The sequence below is a fragment of the Novosphingobium sp. BL-S-20 genome, from assembly GCF_055521635.1.
Window position 1 is genome coordinate 2,886,141 of the sequence record NZ_CM145494.1, and the last position, 24,940, is coordinate 2,911,080.

Here is a 24,940-nt window from a genome sequence, read left to right on the forward strand (position 1 = left end):
CCCTTTTCCTTCTACTCTCCGCCCCCTATCTCCCCATCAAGATGCCAGAACTCCCCGAAGTAGAAACCACCGTCCGCGGCCTCGCCCGCTATCTGGAGGGCGAGCGGATCGCCCGCGTCACGCTGAACCGACCGGATTTGCGCCGTCCGTTCCCGCCTGATCTCGTCCAGGTGCTTACCGGAGCACGGGTCACGTCGATGGGCCGCCGGGCCAAGTACGGCCTCATCCATACCGACCGCGAGCAAACCCTGGTGTTCCATCTCGGCATGTCGGGGCGCTGGCGGATCGAGCCGGAGAAGCCGGAGAAGCACGACCATCTGGTGATCGAGACCGGCGCGGGCCATGTTCTGGCGCTCAACGATGCGCGGCGCTTCGGTTCGGTGGACCTGGTGCCGACGGCATCGCTCGATGCGTGGGGGGCGTTTGCGGCGCTCGGCCCGGAGCCGCTGGGCGTAGGGCTGACCCCGGCGCATCTCAAGACGGCTCTCAAGGGCCGAATCGCCCCGATCAAGCAGATGTTGCTCGACCAGTCAGTGGTGGCGGGGCTGGGCAATATATATGTCTGCGAGGCGCTGTTCCGTTCCGGCATCCGGCCCGACAAGGAAGCGGGGCTGGTGAGCCTGCCCGCCTTGCGCAAGCTGGTTCCGGCGATCCGCGCGGTCCTGTCCGAATCGATCGCGGCGGGCGGCTCGACGATCCGCGACTACGCCCAGCCCAACGGGGAACTGGGATATTTCGCTACCGCCTGGCAGGTTTATGGGCGGGAGGGGCAGGACTGCACCTGCGGCGCACCCGTCCGGCGATTCGTACAGGGTGGGCGAAGCACGTTCTGGTGCTCGAAATGCCAGAAATAGGCGGTTTCGCGGACCTCGCACGGGTTGACGAAACAGCCCTGCACCGTTAAGGGGCGCGCTTTCCGGCGAGTCCGCTCGCCTAGAGATTCGATCAGGCAATTGGGCCGCCATCACCGCTGTGGGGGCCAGACAGAGGAAATTCGATGGCCAATACGCCGCAAGCCCGCAAGCGCATCCGCCGTAACGAGCGCCGCGCGGAGATCAATACGAACCGCATCAGCCGCATCCGCACCTTCCTCAAGAAGGTCGAGACCGCGATTGCCGGTGGTGACAAGGGCGCCGCTTCGGCCGCTCTGAAGGAAGCCCAGCCCGAGCTGGCCCGCGGCGTGGCTCGCGGCGTGCTTCACAAGAACACCGCTTCGCGCAAGCTCTCGCGCCTCACCAAGCGCGTTTCCGCGCTCGGCTGATTACCCGGCAGGCGCGCCTTCGGGCGCGTCCGACCGTACGGCAGTGGCCCGCGTTGCCACCTGAATCCTTGCCCTATGCGGCGAGATTTCAGGTGGCAACGCGGGCCGCGCCCGTTTGGGCTGCGGAAATTTGCGGCGGAACGCCTTGCGCGAGGCTCCTCTGCCTTGTTGCCCTGCCCATTCCCAAGCGCGCGCCGTCCTCTTGCGCACCGGCCGGAGGCGCCCGCTGCGAATCGCAGGCCGATTCGGTAGCGCGCCTGCCCGAAACGACAGAATCGCAGCGCCGATTCGGCAGCAGCCGAATCTCACGGCCTGAGTCGAAAGCCGATTCGCTTCTCCGAACTGCGCGAGCGAGTACGGAACGGGAACGCAATCCCGCATCGCGCGCGACCTGTCGGGACAGTACGCCCGGCTGCCCGCGGCACGTCCGGGGCAAACGCACGGAAATGTTGCGATTCGCATGCAGGCTCGAAAGCCAGATCCATCAAAGCATTGAATTTAATGCATTAAATTCGATCATGACGGAAATTGGGCACTCGAGGCGAGTCAACAGCCATAATTTTTTTTATTTGGGGAGGACCGTCTTGCACCGCGGTCAAACCCGTTCCTAAAAGAAGTCCACAGGCCGAGCGGAACCGGCCCGGGGAACATCGACAGCGACGAAGAACCTGCTGCAAGCCATGCTTTGCAGTTGGGGGATTTTTTGTCTCCGAATTCCCAGTCCCGGCTGAGGTCCACCTCGTCCGGGGCTCGTCTTTCGCTGGGGTTCGCCCCGGAAGAGCACCGGTTCCACGCACGGCATTCAACTTTCGCGGCCCGCTGGGTCACATTCGATAACTGCCAACATAGGGGAGTTGGTGCAGTGTCAGGTTCAACAGCGGGCCGGTCTCCGGCAAGTCAGGGCGCAAACGGCGTGATTAAGAAATCGAAGGCGGTACGAGTGGCGATGGAAGAGGATCAGGAAGCCGTGAATCTGGCGGCAGACTGGGCTGACATCAGCCAGGGCCTGCGCAAGGACCTCGGCCAGCAGGCGCACAGCCAGTGGATCAAGCCCATCCAGCCGGGCAACTACTGCAAGGAAACCGGCACTCTCGACCTCTATCTCCCCACCGAATTCTCGGCGAACTGGGTCGCGGATCGTTTTGCCGACCGGCTGTCGCTGGCCTGGAAGATCGCCCGCCCCGACGTGCGCCACGTCCGTGTGCTGGTTCACCCCGGCCGCCGCCAGCTCCCCGAGCTGCGCCTGGGCGGCGGCAATGGCCGCCCGTCGAGCGCGCCGGCCAACGATTCGGCCCAGGGCTGGCCCAAGGACGGCGGCGCCGATTCGATCGCTGCCGTTCTCCAGGGCGAGGCTTTCGCCGCGCTCGGCCAGGGTCCGGTCGGCATCGACGCCTCGCAGACCTTTACCTCGTTCGTGACCGGCCAGAGCAACGTCCTCGCCTGCAATGCCGCGCAGCGCATGGCCGCCACCGAAACGCCGCAGTTCTCGCCGCTCTACCTCAAGGGCGCGACCGGCCAGGGCAAGACCCACCTGCTCCACGCGATCGGCCACGCCTATCTCGCCAACCACCCGCACGCGCGGATCTTCTACTGCTCGGCCGAGCGCTTCATGGTCGAGTTCGTCCAGGCCCTGCGCCAGAACCAGATGATCGAGTTCAAGGCCCGCCTGCGCGGCTTCGACCTGCTGCTGGTGGACGATATCCAGTTCATCATCGGCAAGGCTTCGGCGCAGGAAGAGCTGCTCTACACGATCGATGCCCTGCTCCAGGAAGGCAAGCGCCTGGTCTTCGCCGCCGACCGTGCGCCCCAGGCGCTCGACGGCGTCGAGCCCCGCCTGCTCTCGCGCCTGTCGATGGGTCTCGTCGCCGACATCCAGCCCGCCGACATCGAACTGCGCCGCTCGATTCTCGAAAACCGCCTCGGCCGCTTCGCTTCGGTGGACGTGCCGGCCGACGTGATCGAGTTCCTTGCCCGCACCATCAACCGCAACGTGCGTGAACTGGTCGGCGGCCTCAACAAGCTGATCGCCTATGCCCAGCTGACCGGCCAGGCAGTTTCGCTCCAGCTGGCCGAAGAGCAGCTGACCGACATCCTTTCGGCCAACCGCCGCCGCATCACGATCGACGAGATCCAGCGCACGGTCTGCCAGTTCTACCGCATCGACCGCACGGAAATGAGCTCGAAGCGCCGCGCCCGCGCCGTCGTGCGTCCGCGCCAGGTGGCCATGTACCTCGCCAAGGTCCTGACGCCGCGCTCCTACCCCGAGATCGGCCGCAAGTTCGGCGGCCGCGATCACTCGACGGTGATTCACGCCGTACGCCTGATCGAGGAACTGCGTACCCGCGACGCCGACATGGACGGCGACGTGCGCTCGCTGCTGCGCCAGCTGGAATCCTGAGCGCCGCTTTCCGGCCCTGTAGTTCCGATTATCGCCTCGCTTCTGGCGGGATGGCTTGCCCGGCACGCGCGAAAAGCGCTTGCCGGGCGGGACTGCAAAATTTTAACCATTGCATAAGCGTCGCTGTGTAAGTCTTCTGCCGATCCGGACATGTTTGGTCCGGCGGAAGAGGCACCCTTCATGCGCTTCTATCAGGCCACGACGTTCCTGTTTCCGCGCCGCTACGAGTGGCGCATCCTCCTCGTCTGCTTTGCCGCCATTCTCGTACCGCCGCTCGCCTGCGCCGCCTATCAGGCCGCGACCGGGCAATGGCAGCCGGAAATTCTGCTCGTCCTGCTGGGCGCCGCACTGGCGAGCGCCGTGCTCGGCCTTGCCGCGATCCGGGCGCTGCTGCGCCCGATCGAGACCGCCACACAGATGCTGCGCGCGGCCCAGGCGGGCGAGCGCGTCGGGCCGGTTCCGGTCGGCAACACAGATCTGATCGGGCGCCTGTTCCACAGCGTCACCGTGGCCGCGGGCGAATCGGCGGCGCGGATCGAACGGCTGGTCGAAACCGCCGAGCGCGACGAACTGACCGGCCTGCGTAGCCGCCGCGGTTTCCTCGATTCCGCCCGCCGCATGCTCACCGATGACAGCAACGGCGTGCTCGCCATGGTCGATATCGACCGCTTCACGGCGATCAACGACCGCTTCGGCCATGCCACCGGCGATGCCCTGCTGCGCGAAGTGGCGTTGCGACTGGAGCATGGGGTGCGCCGCTCCGACATGGTCGGGCGCTGGGGCGGCGAGGAATTTGCGATCCTGTTTCCCGATACCCTGCTGGAGGAAGCCCGCATGGTGATGGAGCGCTTGCGCGCCAGCATCGCCCTCGACCCCAGCCTGCAGGGCGACGAATGGCCGGTGACCTTCTCCTGCGGCCTCGCGCCGGTGCGCAGCTTCGCCCACCTCGATCATGCCACCCGAAACGCCGACGGCGCGCTCTATGCCGCCAAGAACGGCGGACGGAACCGCGTTCAGATTTCAAGGAACGACTAGGGCCAAGGACGACAGGGTCCGCGCTTGCCCCTTCCGGCCCCCATGCTGTAGGCCGGGCAGATGAGCGCTGCCCTTCCCGCCGCCTATTCGCAAGCCGCCCTGCGAGGCATCCGCTGCCGCTGCCCGCGCTGCGGTGAGGGGCGACTGTTCCGCAAGTGGCTGAAGCCGCTGGAACGCTGCCCGGTCTGCACGCTCGACCTCACCCCGCAGCGCGCCGATGACTTCCCCGCCTACATCGCCATGATCGTCACCGGCCACCTGATGGCGCCGCTGATCATCACCCTGTCCAAGGATTTCCACCTCGGGCCGGCAGCGATGTTCGCGATCCTGATTCCGCTGGCGGTGGCGATGATGATCGGCATGCTCCAGCCCGCCAAGGGCGCAGTGATCGCCACCCAGTGGTGGTTCGGGATGCACGGATTCCGCAAGGAACGGCCCGAATCCACCGAAGCGGAAAACACCGAAAGCCGATGACTCTTTCCCCCGATCGCCTCCAGCGCTTCGCGCGCCATATCGTGCTGCCCGAAGTGGGCGGCGTCGGCCAGGTCGCGCTGGCCAATGCCCATGTGGTGCTTGTCGGCTGCGGCGGGATCGGCAGTCCTGCCCTTCAATATCTCGCCGCAGCCGGCATAGGACGGCTGACGCTGATCGACGACGACACGGTGGACGTCAGCAATCTGCAACGCCAGACGATTTATGCGCCATCTGATATCGGCAAGCCCAAGGCGGAAGCGGCGGCCGAATGGGTGCGGCGCTTTGATCTTGGCCTTGAGGTCCTGCCGTACGTTACGCGTCTCGGGGGTGACAACGCAGCAGAGATTCTCTCCGGCGCGAGCGTGGTACTGGACGGGTGTGACAACTTCGCGACTCGGCTCATGGTGTCGGATTCCTGTGTGAAACTCGGCATTCCCCTCACCTCTGCCGCGGTTGGCCGCTTCCAGGGCCAGGTCGCCAATTTCGCCGGGCACCTGCCGAATCACGCCTGCTACCGCTGTTTCGTGGGCGATGCCTTCGATGCGCAGGACTGCGATACTTGCGCGGCGGACGGCGTTCTCGGAGCCATGGTCGGCATGGTCGGCACGTTCGCAGCGATGCACGCGATGCGCGTGCTGCTAGCGGGCCGGTCGGCGCTGGGCGAACCGCAGTTCGGCACGCTGCACCTGATCGACGGCATGGCTCCGTCGATGCGGCCGCTGAAGATTGCCAAGGACCCCGGCTGTTCGGTTTGCGGGGTTGAAGCACCCGTTCAGGCCGATCTGCCATCGTGACTGTAGACCGCTAAACCAGCGAGCAGTTCGGGCGCGAACAGGCGCATGTTCACGCCCATCCGCTCCAGCGCCGGATCGACCGCGCTCCAGTGCGTGGTGCAGCCACATTGGGGGCAGTGCCAGAAGGTCAGCACTTTATCGCCAGTCTGATAGCCACTGAGCTTGCCCTTGATCCGTACTTTCGCGGGGCTGTGATAGGACCACAAGGTGCCAAGCCGGTGGCAGACCGAGCAGTTGCAGTCACAGACCTCATGCGGCTGATCCGCCAGTTCCAACGTGACCGCGCCGCAGTGGCAGCTTCCCCGATGGACGGTCATCCGCCGAGCACTTCGTCCACCCAGGCCGTGACCAGTTCGGTCGCCGGGCCATGGCGTGCCTCGTCGAACCAGAAGCTGCCTTGCGAGGGTTCGAGGTTCAGTTCCAGCGTCTCCGCCCCGAATTCGCGCGCATTGCGCACGAAGCCCGCAGCCGGATAGACCGCGCCCGAAGTGCCGATGGAGACGAACAGGTCCGCCCGCTCCAGCGCCTCGAAGATGGCGTCCATGCGATAGGGCATTTCCCCGAACCAGACGATATCGGGCCGCAGCGCCGCCGCTCCGCATGTCGGACAGGCCGGGCGGTCGATCAGCGGCCCGGTCCATGGCACGCGCTCGTCGCAGGCGGTGCACCAGGCGTTGAGATGTTCGCCGTGCATGTGGAGCACGCGTTTGGCCCCTGCCCGCTCATGCAGATCATCAACGTTCTGGGTGACGATCAGCAGTTCACCCTGCCACTCGCGGTCCAGCCTCGCCAGCGCGTGGTGCGCGGCATTCGGCTCCTTGGTCTGGATCGCCTCGCGCCGCATGTCGTAGAAGCGCAGCACAAGGTCGGGATCGCGGGCGAAAGCCTCGGGCGTTGCCACGTCCTCGACGCGGTGCTGCTCCCACAGCCCTCCCCCGTCCCGAAAGGTGTCGATGCCGCTTTCGGCGCTTACGCCCGCGCCGGTGAGGATGACGATGTTGCGGATGTCCTTCATCCCGGCCATGAGACCAGCCTTCAACGGAGACGGCAAGTGGCACGAATCGGAATTATCGGCAGCGCGGGACGCATGGGTCAGGCCATCGCAGAGGCCATCACGGCAGCAGGCGAAGAATTGTCCGGCGGCGTGGGCCGCGACGGCGATCTCGGGGCGCTGGCCGCGCATTCGGACGTGCTGATCGACTTCTCCAGCCCCACGGCGCTGGAAGCCAACCTCGATGCCGCGGTCGATGCGGGCATTCCCATCGTCGTCGGCACCACCGGCCTGGAGGAACGCCACCACTGGCTGATCGATTCGGCCGCGCAGCACATCCCCGTGCTCCAGACCGGCAACACCTCGCTGGGCGTCACCCTGCTCGCCCACCTCGTGCGCGAAGCCGCCAGCAAGCTGGGCGAAGACTGGGATATCGAGATCGTCGAGACCCACCACCGCATGAAAGTGGACGCCCCCTCCGGCACCGCCCTGCTGCTGGGCGAAGCCGCCGCCAAGGGCCGCGAGGTCAGCCTGTCCGACACCGCCGTGCGCGGCCGCGACGGCATCACCGGCAAGCGCGAGGCGGGCACCATCGGTTTCGCCGCCCTGCGCGGCGGCACCGTGGCGGGCGAGCACACCGTGCACTTCCTGAGCGATAACGAGCGTCTCTCGTTCTCGCACCTCGCCGAAAACCGCACGATCTTTGCCAAGGGCGCGGTCAAGGCCGCCCAGTGGCTCCGGCACAAGCACGCCGGTCGCTACACGATGCCCGAGGTGCTGGACCTTTGAACAAGGCCGAGATCTTCGAATTCTTCCGCCGTCTCGCCGAGCTTAACCCCTCGCCCGAGACGGAGCTGGAATTCGGCAACAACTACCAGCTGCTCGTCGCCGTGGTGCTCTCCGCGCAGTCGACCGACGTCGGCGTCAACAAGGCCACGCGGGCGCTGTTCCGCGAGGTGAAGACGCCCGCGCAGATGGTCGAGCTGGGCGAAGAGGGGCTGAAAGAACACATCAAGACCATCGGCCTGTTCAATTCCAAGGCCAAGAACGTCATCGCGCTCTCCGAAATCCTCGTCGCGCGCTACGACGGCGAAGTGCCGGAAGACCGCGACGCCCTGGTCGAACTGCCCGGCGTCGGCCGCAAGACCGCAAACGTGGTGATGAACTGCGCCTTCGGAGCGGAAACCTTCGCGGTGGACACCCATATCTTCCGCGTCGGCAACCGCACCGGCATGGCCAAGGGCAAGACGCCGCTCGCGGTCGAGAAGCAGCTCGAAAAGCGCGTGCCGCAGCCGTTCCGGGTGGGATCGCACCACTGGATGATCCTGCACGGCCGCTACATCTGCAAGGCGCGGACGCCCGAATGCTGGCGCTGCCCGGTGGTCGACTTGTGCGACTACAGGGACAAGGTTCTTGAGAAGGGCGCCGCTCGCAAGGCGGCCTGATTAGCAAGGAAAAGAGAAGTCCTGGGGGATGATCCCCCAGACCCTCGGAACTGGCAGCGCCGCGCGCCGCCTATCCGTAGCGCGCTCCCTGCGGCGCAGCCAATAGGTCTCCCGACGCAGCCATGGGCGCAGGGCGGAGTTGGTCCGCGTGACCTAGACGGTAATGGGGGTGCAGGGGGTGTTGACCCCCTGCTCATTCCCTTCAACTTTCATACTGCTCCGGATCGATATTCAGCCCGGCCCGCCCATGCGACGAAGTCCGCGTCGGCGCATGCGGCATTTCCTCGTCCGGATCGACCAGCGGCTGGAGCATGCCTTCGCTGCGGGTGATGACCGCCGTCGCCACGGCATTGCCCACCACGTTCGTCGCCGAGCGGCCCATGTCGAGGAAGGTGTCGATGCCCAGCAGCAGCGCGATTCCTTCGACCGGCAGGCCGAACTGCGTCAGCGTCGCGGCGATCACCACGAGGCTGGCGCGCGGCACCCCGGCGATGCCCTTGGAGCTGACCATCAAGGTCAGCAGCATCAGAATCTGCGTGCCGATGTTTACGTGGATGCCATAGGCCTGCGCGATGAAGATCGACGCGAAGCTCATGTAGATCATCGAGCCATCGAGGTTGAAGCTGTAGCCCAGCGGCAGGATGAAGCCCGAGATGCGGCGCGGCACGCCGAAGCGATCGAGCTGCTCGAACAGCTTGGGCAGGCTCGCTTCCGACGATGCGGTCGAGAACGAGAGCAGCAGCGGCTCGCGGATGTAGCGGAACAGGGTGACGATCCGCCCGCGCAGGAAAATCCCGCCCACCAGGAACAGCAGCACCCAGAGCAGCAGCATCGCGAAGTAGAACTCGCTGACGAGCACCCCGTAAGTGATGATGATGCCAAGGCCCTGCTTGGCGATCACGCTGGCGAGCGCGCCGAACACCGCGAAGGGTGCGAAGCGCATCACGTAGTCGGTGATCTGCAGCATCAGTTCGGACAGCGCCTCGCTCACCTTGACGATGATCGCGCCCTTTTCGCCGATCGCGGTCAGACCGACGCCGACGAAGACCGAGAAGACGAGGATTTGCAGGATATTGTTCTGCGCCATCGCATCGACGGCACTGCTAGGGAAGATTTCGAGGATGAAGTGATGCAGGGTCAGCTCACCCGTTTCCAGCTTGCCGAGGTCCGAACCGGTGGTGAGGCCCGCGCCGACGCCCGGCTTGAACAGGTTGACCAGCACCAGGCCGAGGCCCAGCGAGATCAGGCTGGCGGTGATGAACCAACCCAGCGCCTTGCCGCCGATGCGGCCCAGCGCGGCGCTGTCGCCCATGCCGGAGATGCCGGTGACGATCGTCGCGAAGACCAGCGGCGCGATGATCATCTTGATCAGCTTCAGGAAGACGTCGGGCAACAGTTTGAAATAGTCGGCCCACTGCACGAGGCGCGGGTCGTCCGCCGGGATAGTCGCATGCAGCAGCCAGCCCGCGGCGATGCCCAGAACCATGCCGATAAGAATATAAAGCGTCAGGCGCCTGCCCATTGTCACCTCGCAATAAAATTGCCGGGGAGACTAACAGCGTGACCGGTCCGGTCAACGTCGTCCGCCGGACTTACGTTCAGGGTTTTGATTTAGCGATCCGCGCGCAGATCAGCCTTGCGCGAGCGCGGCCTCGGTGACGCGGCGATAGATGCGCACGAGCATGTCGAGATCGGGGATCGCCACGGCCTCGTCGCGCTTGTGCATCGTCGCGTTGGAAAGGCCAAACTCGATCACCGGCGACAGGTCCTTGAGGAAGCGCGCGTCCGAAGTGCCGCCGCTGGTGGAAAGCTCCGGCTCCACGCCGGTTTCGGCGCGGATCGCATCGGCCAGCATCGCCGAGAAGGCGCCGGGCTGGGTAAGGAAGGCCTCACCAGAGATCACCGGACGGGCGGTGCCGCCGTGGCGCTCGGCAATCTCGGTGACGCGGCGCGACAGGCTCTCGCCGGTGTGCAGGTCGTTGAAGCGGATCGAGATGCGGGCCGAGGCCTTTGCCGGGATCACGTTCGTCGCCGGATTGCCGACGGTGAGGTCGGTCACTTCGAGATTGCTGGCCTGGAACCAGTCGGTGCCCTCGTCCAGCACGATGGCGCCGAGTTCGGCGAGCATGGCGACCAGGCGGGGAATCGGATTGTCGGCCAGATGCGGGTAGGCGACGTGGCCCTGCACGCCCTCGACTTCCAGCCAGATATTGACCGAGCCGCGGCGGCCGATCTTCATCATGTCGCCGAGGCGGTGCACCGAAGTCGGTTCGCCGACGAGGCAGAGGTCGGGGATTTCACCCACGTCGCGCATGTGGTCGATCAGCGCGAGCGTGCCGAACCGGGCCGGGCCTTCCTCGTCGCCGGTGATGATGAAGCTGATCGTGCCCGCGTCGGCGGGGATCTGCGCGGCGGCGGCGACCATGCAGGCAATCGAGCCCTTCATGTCCACCGCACCGCGACCGTAGAGCAGCTCGCCGCGCACTTCCGGCGCGAAGGGCGCGCTCGACCAGCCCTCACCCGGCGGCACCACGTCGAGGTGGCCGGCAAAGGCGAAGTGACGCGAGCCTTCCGGCCCCTTGCGGATCGCGAAGAGGTTCTCGACCGGGCCGTCCGGCGCCTCGCCCGCCAGGAAGCGGTGAACCGCGAAGCCGAGCGGGGCGAGCTGGCTTTCCAGACAGTCGAACACCGCGCCGGTGGCGGGCGTGACGCTGGGGCAGGCAAGCAGGGCTTCGGCGAGCACGAGTACGGGCGCGAGTACGGGCTGGGTCATGTCGCGGGCCATTGCACAGGTCCGCGCCCAAGACCATAGCCGAGACACAGGCTTTCAAGGAAGCGAACCATGCCCAGACTGGATATCGAGGCGATCCCGCAATCCAACCGCACCGGCTATCCGCAGCCGTTCGACACTGCGGTCGAAGGCCGCTGGTGGCGGCGCCTCGCCCCTGCCGGAGGACTGACGGAACTGACCGCCAGCCATGTCGTGCTGAAGCCCGGCGCATGGTCCAGCCAGCGCCACTGGCACCGGGGCGAGGACGAGCTGCTGGTGATGCTCTCCGGCGAGGCCGTGCTGATCGAGGACGGCGGGCGCACCGCGATCCGCCCCGGCGACATATGCGCCTGGCCCAAGGGCGCCGAGAACGGCCACCACCTCGTCAACGAGACGGACAGCGACTGCACGTTCATCGCCATCGCCGCCGGAGCGGATACCGGCGGCTTCTATCCCGACATCGACATGCTCTGGAACGAGCAGGGCTACCTCCACAAGGACGGCACGCCCTATGCCGCCCAACGGCCCGGATGAGGTCTAGCGGACGGGGTGCTCGTACTGCTCGATCACCCAGTCCTCGGACTCGGCGGCGTTGATCCACTGCTGCATCCACTCATGCTCCCACACGGCCTGCATATAGGCCTGCGCGAAGCCGGGAACGCCGATCCCGTACGTCAGGAACCGGCTGACGACCGGCGCATAGATCACGTCCGCAGCGCCGAAAGTGCCGAACAGGAACGGCCCGCCCTTGCCGAAACGGGCGCGGGCCTCGGCCCAGAGCGTGAGGATACGCACGATGTCCGCGCGCACGTCCTCGCCCAACGGAACGCCCTCGACGCGGCTGCGGATGTTCATCGGGCAGGCCCGGCGCAGCGCCATGTAGCTCGAATGCATTTCCGCCACCATCGAACGCGCCATCGCCCGCGCGGCGTCGTCCTTGGGCCAGAAACGGTCGCGCCCGACTTTGTCGGCAAGATATTCGATGATCGCGAGACTGTCCCACACCACCGCCTCGCCGTCCCACAGGATCGGCACTTTGCCATGGCTGGGCGCGAGATCGTCGGAACTGCGGGCCGCCTCCCAGTCGTCGCCGAACAGCGGGACAGTGATCTCCTCGAAGGCCAGACCCGACTGCTTGCAGGCCAGCCAGCCACGCAGCGACCAGCTGGAGTAGTTCTTGTTGCCGATGATAAGCTTCACTGCGCAGTTCCCCGTAGGCCGTCGGTTTGGCCTATCGGTTCAGCCTGGCAAAGTCGAGGATGAACGGCGTCGCAAGATGTCGCAGGAGGGGAAGGATAAAAGCAGGGGAGCATAGCCCCCCTGCACCCCCAATACCGTCTAGGTCACGCGGGCCAACGCCGTCGTGCGCTCATGGTGGCGCCGGGAGACTTATTGGCTGCGCCGCAAGGAGCGCACGACGGATAGGGTGCGCGCGGCGCTGCCAATTCCGAGGGTCTGGGGGATCATCCCCCAGGACTTCCCTCTTACCCTTAGAAAAGCCGGGTCAGATAAAAGAACAGCGCCCCAACGATAGCGCTAGCCGGAATCGTCACGAACCATGCGACGATGACCCGGCTCGCCACCGACCACCGCACCGCACTGGCGCGCCGTGCCGCACCCGTACCGACGACGGCGCCGGTGATGGCGTGGGTCGTCGAGACCGGAATGCCCATGGCGCTCGCGCCGAAGACCACGAACGAGCCGGCCGTGGAGGCGCAGAAGCCCGAGTGGTGGTTCAGCTTGGTGAGCTTGGACCCCATGGTCTTGATGATCTTCCACCCGCCCGAGAGCGTGCCGATGGAGATCGCCGTGTAGCAGGCGAGCACGACCCATTCGGGCACGTGGAAGCCGCCCTGGAGGTGGCCGGTCGAGTAGAGCAGCACGGCGATGATGCCCATGGTCTTCTGCGCATCGTTGCCGCCATGGCTGATCGAGTAGGCGGCCGAGGAGAACAGGTGCAGCGTCTTGAAGATGCCGTTGGAGGAACGCGGGGTCGTGCCCTTGAACAGCCAGGAGGTCAGCAGCATCATGGCCATGGCGATGATGAAGCCGAGCACCGGCGAGGCGACGATGGCGACCACCGTTTTCACGGTGCCTTCCGATTCGACCACGCCCGGCCCGGCGGCGGCGATACCGGCGCCGAGGAGGCCACCGATCAGGGCATGGCTGGAGGACGAGGGAATGCCCTTGATCCAGGTCAGCACGTTCCAGAACATCGCACCGACGAGGGCACCGAACACCACGGCAGGCGTCACCGCGTCCTTGTCGATGATGCCCTTGCCCACTGTCTCGGCGACGTGGAGGCCCATGATCCAGTAGGCGGCGAAGTTGCCGAAGGCGGCGAAGAGCACCGCGACGACCGGCGACAGCAGGCGCGTGGCGACGACCGTGGCGATGGCGTTGGCGGCGTCATGAAGGCCGTTCAGGAAGTCGAAGGCGAGCGCCAGCGCGACGAGGCCGAACAGCAGCGGCAGGGCAAGGGTATGCTCCATGTCGAGTGCCCGCCCGTCAGGCGTGATCGATCACGAGACCGTCGATCTCGTTGGCGACGTCCTCGAAGCGGTCGACGACGCGTTCGAGGCGCTTGAACATTTCCTGGCGCACGATGAAGTGCAGCGCATCCTTGCCCGTGTCCTGCTTGAACACGCGCTTCAGGCCGCGCGCGTGAATCTCGTCGGCATGGCCTTCCATGCGCACGAGGCGCTCGGTGAGTTCGTGCAGGCGGTGGCCGTTGTCGGCGATCTTGCGCAGCAGCGGCATGATCTCTGCCGTCAGGCGCGCGGCGTCGACGATGATCGCCGCCATGTCGATCATTTCGGGCTCGAACTCGGCGACCTCGTAAAGGTTCACGGCGGTGGCCACCTGCTGCATCTCGTCGATGGCATCGTCCATCGTGGTGATGAGGCTGGTGATCGACGAGCGGTCGAACGGCGTGAGGAAAGTCCGGCGAACGGTCTGGAGCACTTCGCGGGTGATATTGTCCGCGTCGTGTTCGCGTTCCTCGATCTCGCGGATGTGCTGGCCGCGGCCGGGGCCGCCCTGCGCCAGACGCGCGAGCGCGTCGGCACCGGCAACCAAGGTGGCAGCCTGCTGCTCGAACAGATCGAAGAAATTGCCCTGCTGCGGAAGCAGCTTCTGGAACCAGGCAAACATTGTATTGATCCCTGTCTTGTCGGCCATGCGGTCAGCCATCGCGCCGATCAGGCGCGCCGGGCTGGCCGCAGCGCGGAACTCGCGCGCTCCGAAGGACCGGATCAGCGCGCGAAGATCCTCTTCGTCGACCGCCTTAGCGGCGTCGGCGAGAGAGAACCAGCGGCGTTCGCGCTGATGCTGTTCGTCCCACGAGTCAAGCTCTTCGGTGACGGCGAAGGGGAATACATCCACATCCGCCCATACCGAAGCGCCGGAAGCGCGCTGCTTGCGGTAGCGATAGGACCCCAGCGGGATCGGACATGCCGCGCCGAGCACACCCGCTTCCTCCTCCGCTTCGGCGGCGGCGGCGGCGTGGGGCAGATAGCCCTTCATCAGCCCGCCCTTGGGAATGACCCAGCGCCGCGTGCTGCGCGACGTGATCAGCAGGATCTGAATCGGCGCATCCACGGCAGGGCCGATAGTGCGATAGGGAAGAACGGCGATCTGGCGCATGGCGAGAGTCCTTTCTTCTCATTGGCGCGACCGAGCGCCTCTAGGGGAACTGCTCTCGTCACGCAATCGTCACATTTGCGGTTTCTCGCAGAAAAGCAGGGAAGTCCTGGGGGATGATCCCCCAGACCCTCGAAAAGGGCAGCCTTGCGCGTGCAGCGACCTTGCTCGCTCACGGAAAACCTGCGGGTCTTCCGACGCAAACGGCGCGCCAACCGCAGATGCGGAGGCGCGCCGGAAGTCAGCGATATTCGAATATTCAGATCAGCGAATCGCCCAGAACCGCCGCCCGCAGTTCCGCAATGCCGAGGCCCTTTTCCGAGGAGGTGATGTGCACTTCCGGAAAAGCCGCCGGATGCTTGCGGGCTTCGGCGATCGTCGCGGCGTGAACCTTTTCGAGTTCGCTCGCCTTGATCTTGTCCGCCTTGGTCAGGACGATGCGGTAGCCGACGGCGGCTTCGTCGAGCATCTTCATCATCTCGGCATCGACATCCTTCACGCCGTGGCGCGAATCGACCAGCAGCAGCGTGCGCTTGAGCACCACGCGGCCACGCAGATAGTCGCGCACCAGGCGGCGCCAGGTCTCGACGACCTTGGGCGGCGCCTTGGCGAAGCCGTAGCCCGGCATGTCGACCAGGCGGAACTGCATCGGTTCGCCCACCTCGAAGAAGTTCAGTTCCTGCGTGCGGCCCGGCGTCACCGAAGTACGCGCGATCGCCTTGCGGCCGGTAAGCGCGTTCAGCAGCGACGACTTGCCGACGTTCGAGCGACCGCAGAAGGCGATCTCCGGCGCGTCGGGATCGGGCAGGAACTTGAGCGCAGGCGCGCTCTTCAGGAACGTCACCGGTCCTGAAAAGAGCTTGCGCGCCTGCTCGGCCAGTTCAGCCTGTGCGGCCTGTTCTTCGGTCATGATCGGTCTCAGGCCTTGCTCTTGCCGCGCTCGGCGGCGCGCGCCTTGTCCTGCGCTTCCTTCTCGGCCATCGCCTTGAGCTGCGGATGGCGGCTGTAGAGGAACTTCTGCTGGGCGATGGTCAGCAGGTTCGAGGTGATCCAGTAGACCAGCAGGCCCGAGGCGAACGGCGCCATGATGAACATCATGAACCAGGGCATCAGCGCGAAGACCTGCTGCTGCGCCGGGTCCATCTGGGCCGGGTTCAGCTTGAACTGCAGGTACATCGTCACGCCGAGCAGCAGGGCCAGCACGCCAATCGCCAGGAAGCTCGGCGGCGTGAACGGCAGCAGGCCGAACAGGTTCAGGATGTGCAGCGGATCGGGGGCGGAAAGGTCCTTGATCCAGAACACGAAGGGCTGGTGGCGCATCTCGATCGCCAGCATCAGCACCTTGTAGAGCGCGAAGAACACCGGGATCTGAAGGAACATCGGCAGGCAGCCGGCGAGCGGGTTCACCTTCTCCTGCTTGTAGAGCGCCATGATCTCAAGCTGCTGCTTCTGCTTGTCGTCCTTGTAGCGCTCCTGGATCGCCTTCATCTTCGGCTGGATTGCGCGCATCGCGGCCATCGAGGCGAAGCCGCGCTGGGCGACCGGGAACATGATGCCGCGCACGATCGCGGTCAGCAGGATGATGGCGACGCCGAAGTTGCCGACGAGGCTGAACAGCTTGGTCAGCAGCCAGAAGATCGGCTTTTCGAACCAGCGGAACCAGCCCCAGTCGATCGCGAGGCCGAAGTTGGCGATGCCCTGCGCTTCGTAGGCGTCGAGCACCTTGTGCTCCTTGGCGCCGGCGAAGAGCTTGGTCTCGCGGGTCAGGGCCTGGCCCGGCTGGACCACCGACTTGTCGTAGACGACATCGGCGCGGAAGATGCCGTTACCCTGCGAGCGGAACGCGCCCTGGGCCTTGGCATTGACGGGGATCACGGCCGACATCCAGTAGACGTCGGTGAAGCCGATCCAGTCGGCATTGCCCGGCTGCGGCATCGTGCCGTCCTTGGCGAGGGTTTCGTACTTGGGACCGAACGCCACCGAGCCGTCGAAGGCGCCGATGCCGCCGGTGCGCAGCGTCCAGGCATAGGCGGCGGCGGTGCGGTCGGTACGGTTGACCAGCGCGAAGGGCTGGACCGCAACCGCGCCGGTGCCGCGGTTCTGGATCTGCTGGTCGGCAGTGATCAGGTAGTTGTCATCGACCTTGAAGGTGATCGAGAAGACCTGGCCCTTGCCGTTGTCCCAGGTGAGAACGACGGGCGTGGACGGCGTAAGCTTCGCGCCCTGCGGCGCGGTCCAGACCGTCTGCGCGGTCGGCGCGGCGATGCCTTCGCCGACCCAGCCGAACTGGGCATACTGCTGCGCCGGGGTGCCCGAGGGGGAGAACATGCGGACCGGGCCGGAGTTCTTCTCCACGGTCTCGCGGTGACGGTTGAGCACGAGATCGTCGAGCAGCGCGCCGGTCAGGTTGATCGAGCCGGAAACGCCAGGGGCGGCGATGGGAACGCGACCGGGTGCGGCAAGCGCGGTCTTGAGGTCCTTCTGCTCCAGCGCCAGATCGGCCGCATCGCGCAGGCCGCCTTCGCGGGTCGGCTTGCCGACTTCCGGAGCGGTCTGCTCGACCGGCTGCGGCTTGTTCGCCTGCGGATAGAAATACCCGACCCCGGCTTCCCAGCCAAAGAGCACGAGCGCGGTCAGAACGACCGCGATTATGATGTTGCGCTGCTTATCCACGAAGGCTTTTTCCTGTCGTATTCGCGTCAGTGGCAGCGACGGGGCTGCCCGATTTCATTCAGTCGGGGACCGGGTCGTAGCCGTGCCCGCCCCAAGGTTGGCAGCGCAATATACGCTTGAACGCCAGCCAGCCACCCTTAATCGCACCGTGCTTGCGGACCGCTATGATGGCGTACTGCGAGCAGGACGGGGCATAACGGCAAGTCGGCGGCATCAGTTTCGAGGGACCGAGCTGCCAGGCCCGCGCCACCAGAATCAGCAGCAGCCCCGGCAGCGAGACGAGGAAGGCGAGCGCCTTCTTCATTGTCCCGCCTTCGGAGCGCCGCTCTTGCCCGGCCCGCGCTTGCGCCCGCGATGATTGCGCGGCGGATCGCCCTTCCCCGCCTGGGCGCGGCCAAGCGCGGCCAGCAGTTCGCCCTGCAGCAGGGTAAAGTCGCGCTCGACGCCGTTCTCGCGGCCGATCAGGACGTGGTCGGTATCGGCAAGCCCATGCTCCGGCAGCATCTCGCGCAGCAGCGCCCGAAAGCGCCGCTTCATGCGGTTGCGCACCACGGCATTGCCGATCTTCTTGGTGACGGTGATGCCGACGCGCATGCCCTGCCCGCCGTTCGCCTTGGCAAGCAGCACGAATCCGGGCCGCGCGACCCGCAGACCGGCGTTGGCCGCGACGAAGTCGGCGCGCTTCGTCATCGTGGAGTAAGGGCTGGCGGTCATCGCGTCAGAGATAGGGTCGGCAGCCCGGACTGCAATTGGCGCAAGTCACGAAAGCCGCAGGCCCAAACGGCGGCGGCCCGTGCCGCCACCCGAATCCCCGAGATACGGGAACTCGGATGGCGACACGGGCCGCGTGCCGCATCCCAGCCCAAATCCGGTTAAGGATTTGGGCTTGAAAGACTTAGGCCGAAAGCTTCGAACGGCCGCGAGCGCGGCGCGCACGAAGCACCTTGCGGCCACCGGCAGTCGCCGTGCGGGCGCGGAAGCCGTGACGGCGGGCGCGGACAAGGCGGCTGGGCTGGAAAGTGCGCTTCATGACGGTCCTCGAAATTCAAATGCGGCCCCGGAGGACCCGAACAAACAGGGCCGCCCCAAGAGGTCGACCGCAAAACTGAAGCGCGCCGTTACGAGAGCGGGGCGCGAGAGTCAAGGGAAAGGCGCATTCGCGAGCACTCGGGAAACGCATTCCCTGCCGCGAGATCGACACACCGATGCTCCGTGCCCATGCGAGTACCCCCAATGCCCCGCCGCGTCCACCCGAGCGCTCCCGAACGCACGGCGCCGCTTATGCTAACCTCGCGCCAAAGGCCCGTTTCCGGCAGCGCAGGAGCGATTCAAGGTGATCACGGCGAATCGATGACGAAGGACGAGCGAATCGGCGTGCTGGTGGGCTGGTCCTCGCGCGACCTCGGCCCCAACGTGATGCTGGAACTCCAGACCTTCGAGCGGGATAGCTGGGACGCGGGCGAGGAACCCGATACCTCGCGCTTCTTCCTGACCCGGAACCAGGCGACGCTACTGGCGAATCACCTGTTGCAGGTCAGCGGTGCGCAGCGACCGCCAAGACGCAGGGGCTGGCTGGCCTCGCTGTTCGGTTAGCACCGCAGGCGTCGAGCCGATCGAGACGGACCCAGCGCGCCATTTCCGCGCCGTCGAACCAGCGCGCCGATTCGAACGGGACCGCATTGGTCATGCCGTAGAAGGCCGAGGCCTCGGCCTCGCTCATGCCCATCTGCCGATAGTAGTCGAGATAGCGGCGATTCTCGGGCGAGTTCGCGCCATAGTCGCGCGGCGAGCGGCCGGTATCGTCCAGCCAGGCGTGGACCGCGAATTCGGAACCGGCATCGGCATAGCGACGCACTCCGGCAAGGAACAGCTCGACCGCGCCCGACCGCACCGAGCCGCCGGTCGGGACATGGGTGGCGATGCCCCGCTCGCGAATCAGTCGCCCAAGACGCAAGTTGGCGAGATCGTCCTCGGTGCCGGGGCATTCGATCATCTCAAGCTGGGCAATACCCGGATAGTCACGCAGGAGCGCCGCGAACTGCGCCGGGCTGCGCGAATCGGTGGCATCGACGAGCGCCGCATGGGTGGCATCGATCACGCGAAACGGACCGTAAGCGGCGATCCCGCGCGGAATGGCCGCCGGGCCGCTCTGCCAGAAGGCCGCCTGCGACAGACCGGCGCGATCGGTCTCGATAGCCGCCTGCTCGGCGTAATTTGGATCGGCAAGCCCCGGATCGCCCTCAAAGACACCCGACTCCGTCTCCACCAGCTCGTAGGAAATCCTGCTCTCCGCAGCCTGCGCGGGCAGGGCCGGAAGCAGGGTCGCCAGAGCGAGAAGAGTGGCAAGCGAGCGCATTTCCATAGGATGCGACCTATCTGCTTACACAAGTCGTTAGAGCTAAGGTTAAAAGACTTTAACCTTCTGGACAACGAGAAATACTTCGGTTTAGTTTAGTTATATAACGCGATTGTCCAATATTAATGAGAACAGGCAAGGAATAACCTTCGTGGTCGCTCTCGTTTCAACCGTCGCCTACTTGGGGTTGGAAGCGCGTACGGTTGAAGTGCAGTGTCAGGTTGCCCCCGGAATGCCGGGGTTCACGCTCGTCGGCCTGCCGGACAAGGCCGTCGGGGAGAGTCGCCAGCGGGTAAGTGCCGCGCTAACCGCCATGGGTCTCGCGCTGCCGCCCAAGCGGATCACGATCAACCTCTCCCCGGCGGACTTGCCGAAGGAAGGCTCGCACTACGACCTGCCGATCGCGCTGGCGCTGCTGGCGGCGATGGGGATCGCCGATTCGGAGCAACTGGCGGATTTCGTCGCAGTGGGCGAGCTGGCGCTGGACGGCCGGGTGATCCCCTCACCCGGCGTGCTGCTGGCAGCGCTCCACGCCAGCGAGCGCGATCTCGGACTGATCTGCCCGGCCGCGCAGGGCAGCGAGGCGCGCTGGGCCAGCGGCGTGCCGGTGGTGGCGACGCCGAACCTCATCAGCCTGCTCAACCATCTGAAGGGCACGCAAGTCCTGCCGCCGCCCGAGCCGGGCCGCGCCGACCCGCCCGAGCCGGGCCGCGCCGACCCGCCCGAACGCGGCCCCGACCTGCGACAGGTGAAAGGGCAGGAAGTCGCCCGCCGCGCGCTGGAGATCGCCGCCGCCGGATCGCACAACCTGCTGATGAGCGGGCCTCCGGGTGCAGGCAAGTCGCTGCTCGCCTCGTGCCTGCCCGGCATCCTGCCCGAACTGACCGCCGCCGAGGCACTGGAGGTCTCGATGATCGCCTCGGTCGCGGGAACCCTGGAGGAAGGCCGGATCAGCCGCGCCCGCCCGTTTCGCGCGCCACACCATTCCGCCTCGATGGCGGCGCTGACCGGCGGCGGCCTCAAAGTGCGGCCCGGCGAAGTCTCGATGGCACACCTCGGCGTGCTGTTCCTCGACGAACTGCCGGAATTCCAGCGCGCCGTGCTCGATTCGCTGCGCCAGCCGCTGGAGACCGGCGAAGTCACCGTGGCCCGCGCCAATGCCCACCTGACTTATCCCGCGCGGGTCCAGTTGATCGCTGCGATGAACCCGTGCCGCTGCGGTTTCCTCGGCGATCCGGCCCTCGCCTGCTCGCGTGTGCCGAAATGCGCGGCGGACTATCAGGGCAAAGTCTCCGGCCCGCTGCTCGACCGGATCGACCTGCACGTCGAAGTCGACCCAGTGCGCGCCGTCGATCTCGCGCTGCCGCCGCCCAAGGAAGGCAGCGCCGAAGTCGCCGCCCGCGTCGCCCGCGCCCGCCTGATCCAGACCGCGCGGCTCGAAGGCACGCGCAAACGCACCAATGCCGAACTCGACGGCGACCTCCTCGAAACCCACGCGACACCGGACGAAGCGGGGCGGAAACTACTGATGCAGGCGGCGGAGGCGATGCACCTCTCGGCCCGCAGCTACACCCGCATCCTGCGCGTCGCCCGCACGATCGCCGACCTAGCTGGGATGGAGCAAGTCACGCGCCTCCACGTCGCCGAGGCGCTGAGCTACCGCAGGCGGTCTCCGAGCAGCTGATCGAAGAACGGGCAGACGGTTTATTAAATAACGGGAATCGTCATCGAAACGGTCCGCTCTATTCTTTGAAAGGCACGATAATGACGCAAGGATAGAGCCATGCTCCTGATCTCCTCGATCCTGCTCGCCGCCTCAGCCCTGACCTCCGCAGCCACGGTGCCTTCACCCCCGGCACCTGCCGTGGAGCCATGCGCCGTGCCCGTAGGCTGGTCGGACGTCGCAAGTCGTCAGCCCCGTTATGTCGTCTTCGGGGAATTACACGGTACCCAGCAGAGTCCCGCGTTCATCGGCGACCTGACCTGCGCCTTGGCGTCACGAAACCAGCGCATTCTGGTAGCAGTCGAACTGGACTCGACGGCCAACGAAGCCTTGCAGGACGCCTGGAAACTGCCTGCCGACCAATTCGATCAGGCTCTTCTCCGCGCGGGATGGAGGGGACGTGAGGACGGCGTGGCCAGTCAGGCCATGTTCGCGATGCTGGTTCGCCTGCATGATCTGAAGGAAGCAGGGCGATCCATTGACGTGGTAGCGTTCAACGGCATCCGCAACGAAACGCAGCGGAACCGTTTTGCCGATCTCGCCGGACAAGGTCCACATGAAGCCGCACAGGCGGAGAATATCCACGAGGCGGCAACGCATGGCGATTACGATCAGGTGCTCATCCTCGTCGGCGGGTTCCATGCCGAGAAGACCCGCTATGGCGAAGGTGCCGGGAGTTTCGATCCAATGGCCGCACGCCTTGCTGCCTTTGGTCCCGTCGTGAGCCTGAAGATGCACTTCGCGAAAGGCACGGAATGGAACTGTATCGCGAAGCCGGGTTTGCGTTTCGAGCCCGGAGAAAAGATTCCAAAAGATGCCATCGAATGCGGCAACCATCCCGCCAGGAGCGAGATCGATCTGAAACGCGCACCTTTCATCGGCCTCTGCGCCTTTCCGGGCAAAGAGCCGGACGCCCGCTACGACGGCTTTTTCTGGCTCGGCCCGATCAGCGGCTCTGCACCGCAATTGCCGGGCAGTTAGGCGACCACGCGGTTCGGAGGCGAACACCACTTCTTACGAACCTCTTGCCCCGCACCGCCGCCAAGGGCATCGCGCGGGGCATGACCGCGACGCCCTACTCTTCAACCAACGACCGTACCGCCCTGCTCGCAGGTCTTTCCATCGTCGTGGCGCAGGCCTCGATCAATCTCGGTGCGGCTTTCGCCAAGAGCCTGTTTCCGATTGTCGGCCCGGAAGGCGTCGCGGCGCTGCGCACGGCGATCTCGGCGGTGATCCTGCTCGCCATCGCCCGGCCGTGGCGCAGCCGGGTGACGGCGCAGCAACTGCGCTGGCTACTGGTCTACGGCCTCGTGCTGGGCGGCATGAACCTGATGATCTACTGGGCCTTCCGCCGCATCCCCATCGGCATCGGCGTCGCCATCGAGATCTGCGGACCGCTCGGCGTGGTCCTGGCCACCTCGCGGTCGGTGCGCGACTTCCTCTGGCTTGTGCTGGCGCTCGGCGGCCTTGCCCTGCTGATCCCCTGGCCCGGCCGCGCCCAGCCGCTGGACCTTGCCGGGATCGCCTTCGCCCTCGGCGCGGCGGCTTGCTGGGCGCTCTACATCCTCTGCGGCAAGCGCGCCTCCGAGGTCGGCAGCACGACGGCGGTTTCGCTGGGCATGACCGTGGCCTGCCTCGTTACCGTGCCGTTCGGCCTCGCCGCGGCCCCGGCGAGCCTGCCGCTCCACGCGCTCGGCCTCGGCCTCGTCGTTGCCCTGCTGTCAAGCGCCCTGCCCTATATGCTGGAGATGCGCGCGATGACGCAGCTTTCCAGCCGGATCGTCGGCCTGCTCAGTTCGATGGCGCCTGCGCTTGGCGCCATTGTCGGCTTCCTTGTGCTGGACGAGCGGCTGACCGCCCTGCAATGGCTGGCGGTGGTGATGATGATCGCGGCGAGCGCCGGTTGCTCGCTCGGCGCCAAGGCTCCCGTCGCCAAGGCCCGCGACGACGTGATGGCCTAACCTTCGATATCGAGTTGCCGCAGCACTTCCGCGATCACGCGCGGATCGGCGGCAAAGCCGAGGTGCGAGCAGCGGATCGCCACCGCCCGGTCGCGCTCATGCGGCCAGCCGCAAGCCGAGCGCGGATGGATCACCCCGTCGCGGGGACTCCACAGGGCGATCGTCGGCACCGGCGGCTTCTCGGAGAAATCGCAGTCGATCGGCGGTGCATGAACCGAGTGCCCGGTGACGACCTGATAGGCCCGCCAGGCATTGTTCGCGCGTGGATCGCCGGAAAACGGCGTGCCCATCGTCACCACTTTGCCGACGCTGGCAGGCTGCCGCCGCGCGATCTCGCGCGCGAAGAGGCCGCCGAGACTCCAGCCGACGAGTGTGACCGGCGCCCGGTGCCGCCGCGCCAGTGAACCGACCCGGCGCATCAGGAACTCGAAGTTCTCCCGGTTCGGCCCGAAATTGAAGCCGAGGCCCCATTCGTGGACTTCGTGCCCGGCCTGCGTCAGCGCCTCGGCCATCGGGCGCATCCGGTTGGGATGCGCGCCGAAGCCCGGCAGCAGCATGACCGGCTGGGGATGAAGCGCCTTCTCGACCCCCAGCAGCTTGCGCCCGCCCCGCCGCAGCGAGGCGAGTTCGGCGAAGAACAGGCGCAGAGGCGGCTTGCGCACCCCTTCCGGATGCGGCTCACGCGCCAGCGCCGCGCGGCGCGCGATGGCGCTGCGCATCATGTCTAGCTGTCGCGGGGCCGGTCCGTTCACGTCAGTCCTTCAACCTTAGGGGCAATCGCCGACCCGCGAGGTGGTCAGGTGCATTGCCATCTTCATCTGCCCCATCGGCGCGGGGCCGCCGGACATGTCCATGTCCACATTGATATCCGAGCCCTGCTCGCTCACGGTGCCGGCCAGCTTGATGCTCGCCTGCCCCTGTTCGTTGGACTTGCAATCCATCTGGGCATCGAGTCTGCCGCCATCAACGTCGAAGCGCGAATAAGTGCATTCGCGCCCCTTGCCGATGTCATCGAACATGTCGCGGTAGCCCTTGTCGGCTTCGGCCTTGGTCAGGCAGAAGGTGTTGACCTGCCCCTTCGCCATGGCCGCCTTCATCTGCGCGGCAGCCTCGCTGGAGAGGCCGGGCATGTCCATCTTCGTGATCTCGACCTTCTGCGTGTACTGCCCCGGCTTCGGGCGCTGAAGCTGCGCGGCTTCCTGCTTGACGTCGTCCATCGACCTGGCTTCGCCGCCCTTCTGCTCCTTCGAACAGGCTGCCAGAGCCAGTACCAGACACACCACCGAAACCGCCGTGATCCGCTTCATGGAGTCGGGACCTTTCACACCGAGTTGAAGGGCAGACGAATTACCATCGACGCGCCGTTCCCGCGAGTCCCCACTCAGGTCATTGCGAGCATAGGCGATATACCCCATAT

Annotated in this window: 28 protein-coding genes; 13 read left to right on the forward strand and 15 right to left on the reverse strand. The window is 66.0% G+C overall.

The features are described 5' to 3' along the window. Positions 1-41: 41 nt before the first annotated feature. The 6 genes from mutM (at position 42) to ACZ1II_RS21290 (ending at position 5,962) form a co-directional block, all read left to right on the forward strand. Positions 42-854: a bifunctional DNA-formamidopyrimidine glycosylase/DNA-(apurinic or apyrimidinic site) lyase gene (gene mutM / locus ACZ1II_RS21265; protein ID WP_465145556.1), complete on the forward strand. Its 813-nt coding sequence runs from the start codon at positions 42-44 to the stop codon at positions 852-854. A gap of 143 nt (positions 855-997) precedes the next feature. Then, positions 998-1,261, forward strand: a complete 264-nt coding sequence (rpsT, locus tag ACZ1II_RS21270; RefSeq protein ID WP_147221613.1) for a 30S ribosomal protein S20 — start codon at positions 998-1,000, stop codon at positions 1,259-1,261. Between the two features lie 946 nt (positions 1,262-2,207). After that, on the forward strand, positions 2,208-3,659 hold the full coding sequence (gene dnaA / locus ACZ1II_RS21275; protein ID WP_465147357.1) for a chromosomal replication initiator protein DnaA: 1,452 nt from the start codon (positions 2,208-2,210) through the stop codon (positions 3,657-3,659). Between the two features lie 180 nt (positions 3,660-3,839). Next, positions 3,840-4,694 carry a GGDEF domain-containing protein gene (locus ACZ1II_RS21280; protein ID WP_465145557.1) on the forward strand — a complete coding sequence of 285 codons (855 nt, stop codon included), beginning with the start codon at positions 3,840-3,842 and terminating at the stop codon, positions 4,692-4,694. A 60-nt stretch (positions 4,695-4,754) separates the two neighbouring features. Next, positions 4,755-5,168 carry a DUF983 domain-containing protein gene (locus ACZ1II_RS21285; protein ID WP_465145558.1) on the forward strand — a complete coding sequence of 138 codons (414 nt, stop codon included), beginning with the start codon at positions 4,755-4,757 and terminating at the stop codon, positions 5,166-5,168. Then, complete coding sequence (locus ACZ1II_RS21290) at positions 5,165-5,962, forward strand: HesA/MoeB/ThiF family protein (protein ID WP_465145559.1); 798 nt, start codon at positions 5,165-5,167, stop codon at positions 5,960-5,962. Before ACZ1II_RS21285 ends, ACZ1II_RS21290 begins: the two co-directional genes overlap by 4 nt. Here the strand turns inward: ACZ1II_RS21290 and ACZ1II_RS21295 are convergent. Further along, complete coding sequence (locus tag ACZ1II_RS21295; protein WP_465145560.1) at positions 5,941-6,279, reverse strand: GFA family protein; 339 nt, start codon at positions 6,277-6,279, stop codon at positions 5,941-5,943. The two genes, ACZ1II_RS21290 and ACZ1II_RS21295, sit on opposite strands and share 22 nt — an antisense overlap. Continuing rightward, positions 6,276-6,977 carry an NAD-dependent deacylase gene (locus tag ACZ1II_RS21300; protein ID WP_465147358.1) on the reverse strand — a complete coding sequence of 234 codons (702 nt, stop codon included), beginning with the start codon at positions 6,975-6,977 and terminating at the stop codon, positions 6,276-6,278. Before ACZ1II_RS21300 ends, ACZ1II_RS21295 begins: the two co-directional genes overlap by 4 nt. 36 nt (positions 6,978-7,013) lie before the next feature. Between ACZ1II_RS21300 and dapB the strand changes: the two genes are divergently transcribed. Then, a complete protein-coding gene (gene dapB, locus ACZ1II_RS21305; protein WP_465145561.1) occupies positions 7,014-7,742 on the forward strand; it encodes a 4-hydroxy-tetrahydrodipicolinate reductase in 729 nt (242 codons plus the stop codon). Next, on the forward strand, positions 7,739-8,398 hold the full coding sequence (gene nth / locus ACZ1II_RS21310) for an endonuclease III (protein ID WP_465145562.1): 660 nt from the start codon (positions 7,739-7,741) through the stop codon (positions 8,396-8,398). The genes dapB and nth overlap by 4 nt, the downstream gene beginning before the upstream one ends. A gap of 202 nt (positions 8,399-8,600) precedes the next feature. Here the strand turns inward: nth and ACZ1II_RS21315 are convergent, their stop codons facing one another. Further along, a complete protein-coding gene (locus ACZ1II_RS21315; RefSeq protein WP_465145563.1) occupies positions 8,601-9,920 on the reverse strand; it encodes a dicarboxylate/amino acid:cation symporter in 1,320 nt (439 codons plus the stop codon). A 108-nt stretch (positions 9,921-10,028) separates the two neighbouring features. After that, a complete protein-coding gene (gene dapE, locus ACZ1II_RS21320; protein WP_465145564.1) occupies positions 10,029-11,171 on the reverse strand; it encodes a succinyl-diaminopimelate desuccinylase in 1,143 nt (380 codons plus the stop codon). Between the two features lie 69 nt (positions 11,172-11,240). Here dapE and ACZ1II_RS21325 point away from each other — a divergent pair, with 69 nt between their 5' ends. Further along, positions 11,241-11,702 (forward strand): cupin domain-containing protein, encoded by a 462-nt coding sequence (locus ACZ1II_RS21325; RefSeq protein WP_465145565.1) that lies wholly within the window; start codon positions 11,241-11,243, stop codon positions 11,700-11,702. 3 nt (positions 11,703-11,705) lie between these two features. Here the strand turns inward: ACZ1II_RS21325 and ACZ1II_RS21330 are convergent, their stop codons facing one another. From ACZ1II_RS21330 to rpmH, 8 genes are all read right to left on the reverse strand, one after another. Continuing rightward, positions 11,706-12,368 (reverse strand): glutathione S-transferase family protein, encoded by a 663-nt coding sequence (locus tag ACZ1II_RS21330; RefSeq protein ID WP_465145566.1) that lies wholly within the window; start codon positions 12,366-12,368, stop codon positions 11,706-11,708. Between the two features lie 290 nt (positions 12,369-12,658). Next, the gene (locus tag ACZ1II_RS21335; RefSeq protein ID WP_465145567.1) at positions 12,659-13,660 is read right to left on the reverse strand and encodes an anion permease; all 1,002 of its coding nucleotides are present in this window, start codon (positions 13,658-13,660) and stop codon (positions 12,659-12,661) included. 16 nt (positions 13,661-13,676) lie between these two features. Continuing rightward, positions 13,677-14,813 carry a DUF47 family protein gene (locus ACZ1II_RS21340; protein ID WP_465145568.1) on the reverse strand — a complete coding sequence of 379 codons (1,137 nt, stop codon included), beginning with the start codon at positions 14,811-14,813 and terminating at the stop codon, positions 13,677-13,679. 256 nt (positions 14,814-15,069) lie between these two features. Further along, positions 15,070-15,720 (reverse strand): ribosome biogenesis GTP-binding protein YihA/YsxC, encoded by a 651-nt coding sequence (gene yihA / locus ACZ1II_RS21345; RefSeq protein ID WP_465145569.1) that lies wholly within the window; start codon positions 15,718-15,720, stop codon positions 15,070-15,072. An 8-nt stretch (positions 15,721-15,728) separates the two neighbouring features. Continuing rightward, positions 15,729-17,483 carry a membrane protein insertase YidC gene (gene yidC, locus ACZ1II_RS21350; protein WP_465145570.1) on the reverse strand — a complete coding sequence of 585 codons (1,755 nt, stop codon included), beginning with the start codon at positions 17,481-17,483 and terminating at the stop codon, positions 15,729-15,731. Between the two features lie 58 nt (positions 17,484-17,541). After that, a complete protein-coding gene (gene yidD, locus ACZ1II_RS21355) occupies positions 17,542-17,787 on the reverse strand; it encodes a membrane protein insertion efficiency factor YidD (protein ID WP_442947290.1) in 246 nt (81 codons plus the stop codon). Further along, complete coding sequence (rnpA, locus tag ACZ1II_RS21360; RefSeq protein WP_465145571.1) at positions 17,784-18,197, reverse strand: ribonuclease P protein component; 414 nt, start codon at positions 18,195-18,197, stop codon at positions 17,784-17,786. The genes yidD and rnpA overlap by 4 nt, the downstream gene beginning before the upstream one ends. A gap of 181 nt (positions 18,198-18,378) precedes the next feature. Beyond that, positions 18,379-18,513, reverse strand: a complete 135-nt coding sequence (rpmH, locus tag ACZ1II_RS21365) for a 50S ribosomal protein L34 (RefSeq protein WP_021233512.1) — start codon at positions 18,511-18,513, stop codon at positions 18,379-18,381. Positions 18,514-18,833: 320 nt separating this feature from the next. Here rpmH and ACZ1II_RS21370 point away from each other — a divergent pair, with 320 nt between their 5' ends. Further along, complete coding sequence (locus ACZ1II_RS21370; protein WP_465145572.1) at positions 18,834-19,076, forward strand: hypothetical protein; 243 nt, start codon at positions 18,834-18,836, stop codon at positions 19,074-19,076. On the opposite strand, the gene ACZ1II_RS21375 is transcribed toward ACZ1II_RS21370, so the two are convergent. Beyond that, the gene (locus ACZ1II_RS21375) at positions 19,018-19,845 is read right to left on the reverse strand and encodes an alpha/beta hydrolase (protein ID WP_465145573.1); all 828 of its coding nucleotides are present in this window, start codon (positions 19,843-19,845) and stop codon (positions 19,018-19,020) included. The two genes, ACZ1II_RS21370 and ACZ1II_RS21375, sit on opposite strands and share 59 nt — an antisense overlap. A 145-nt stretch (positions 19,846-19,990) precedes the next feature. Here ACZ1II_RS21375 and ACZ1II_RS21380 point away from each other — a divergent pair, with 145 nt between their 5' ends. The 3 genes from ACZ1II_RS21380 (at position 19,991) to ACZ1II_RS21390 (ending at position 23,523) form a co-directional block, all read left to right on the forward strand. Next, complete coding sequence (locus tag ACZ1II_RS21380) at positions 19,991-21,523, forward strand: YifB family Mg chelatase-like AAA ATPase (RefSeq protein WP_465145574.1); 1,533 nt, start codon at positions 19,991-19,993, stop codon at positions 21,521-21,523. Positions 21,524-21,622: 99 nt separating this feature from the next. Continuing rightward, positions 21,623-22,543 carry a hypothetical protein gene (locus ACZ1II_RS21385; protein ID WP_465145575.1) on the forward strand — a complete coding sequence of 307 codons (921 nt, stop codon included), beginning with the start codon at positions 21,623-21,625 and terminating at the stop codon, positions 22,541-22,543. Positions 22,544-22,587: 44 nt separating this feature from the next. Then, a complete protein-coding gene (locus tag ACZ1II_RS21390) occupies positions 22,588-23,523 on the forward strand; it encodes an EamA family transporter (protein ID WP_465145576.1) in 936 nt (311 codons plus the stop codon). On the opposite strand, the gene ACZ1II_RS21395 is transcribed toward ACZ1II_RS21390, so the two are convergent. Next, on the reverse strand, positions 23,520-24,245 hold the full coding sequence (locus ACZ1II_RS21395) for an alpha/beta hydrolase (RefSeq protein WP_465145577.1): 726 nt from the start codon (positions 24,243-24,245) through the stop codon (positions 23,520-23,522). The genes ACZ1II_RS21390 and ACZ1II_RS21395 overlap by 4 nt on opposite strands. Before the next feature lie 45 nt (positions 24,246-24,290). After that, positions 24,291-24,830 carry a DUF3617 domain-containing protein gene (locus ACZ1II_RS21400; protein WP_465145578.1) on the reverse strand — a complete coding sequence of 180 codons (540 nt, stop codon included), beginning with the start codon at positions 24,828-24,830 and terminating at the stop codon, positions 24,291-24,293. Between the last annotated feature and the right edge of the window lie 110 nt (positions 24,831-24,940).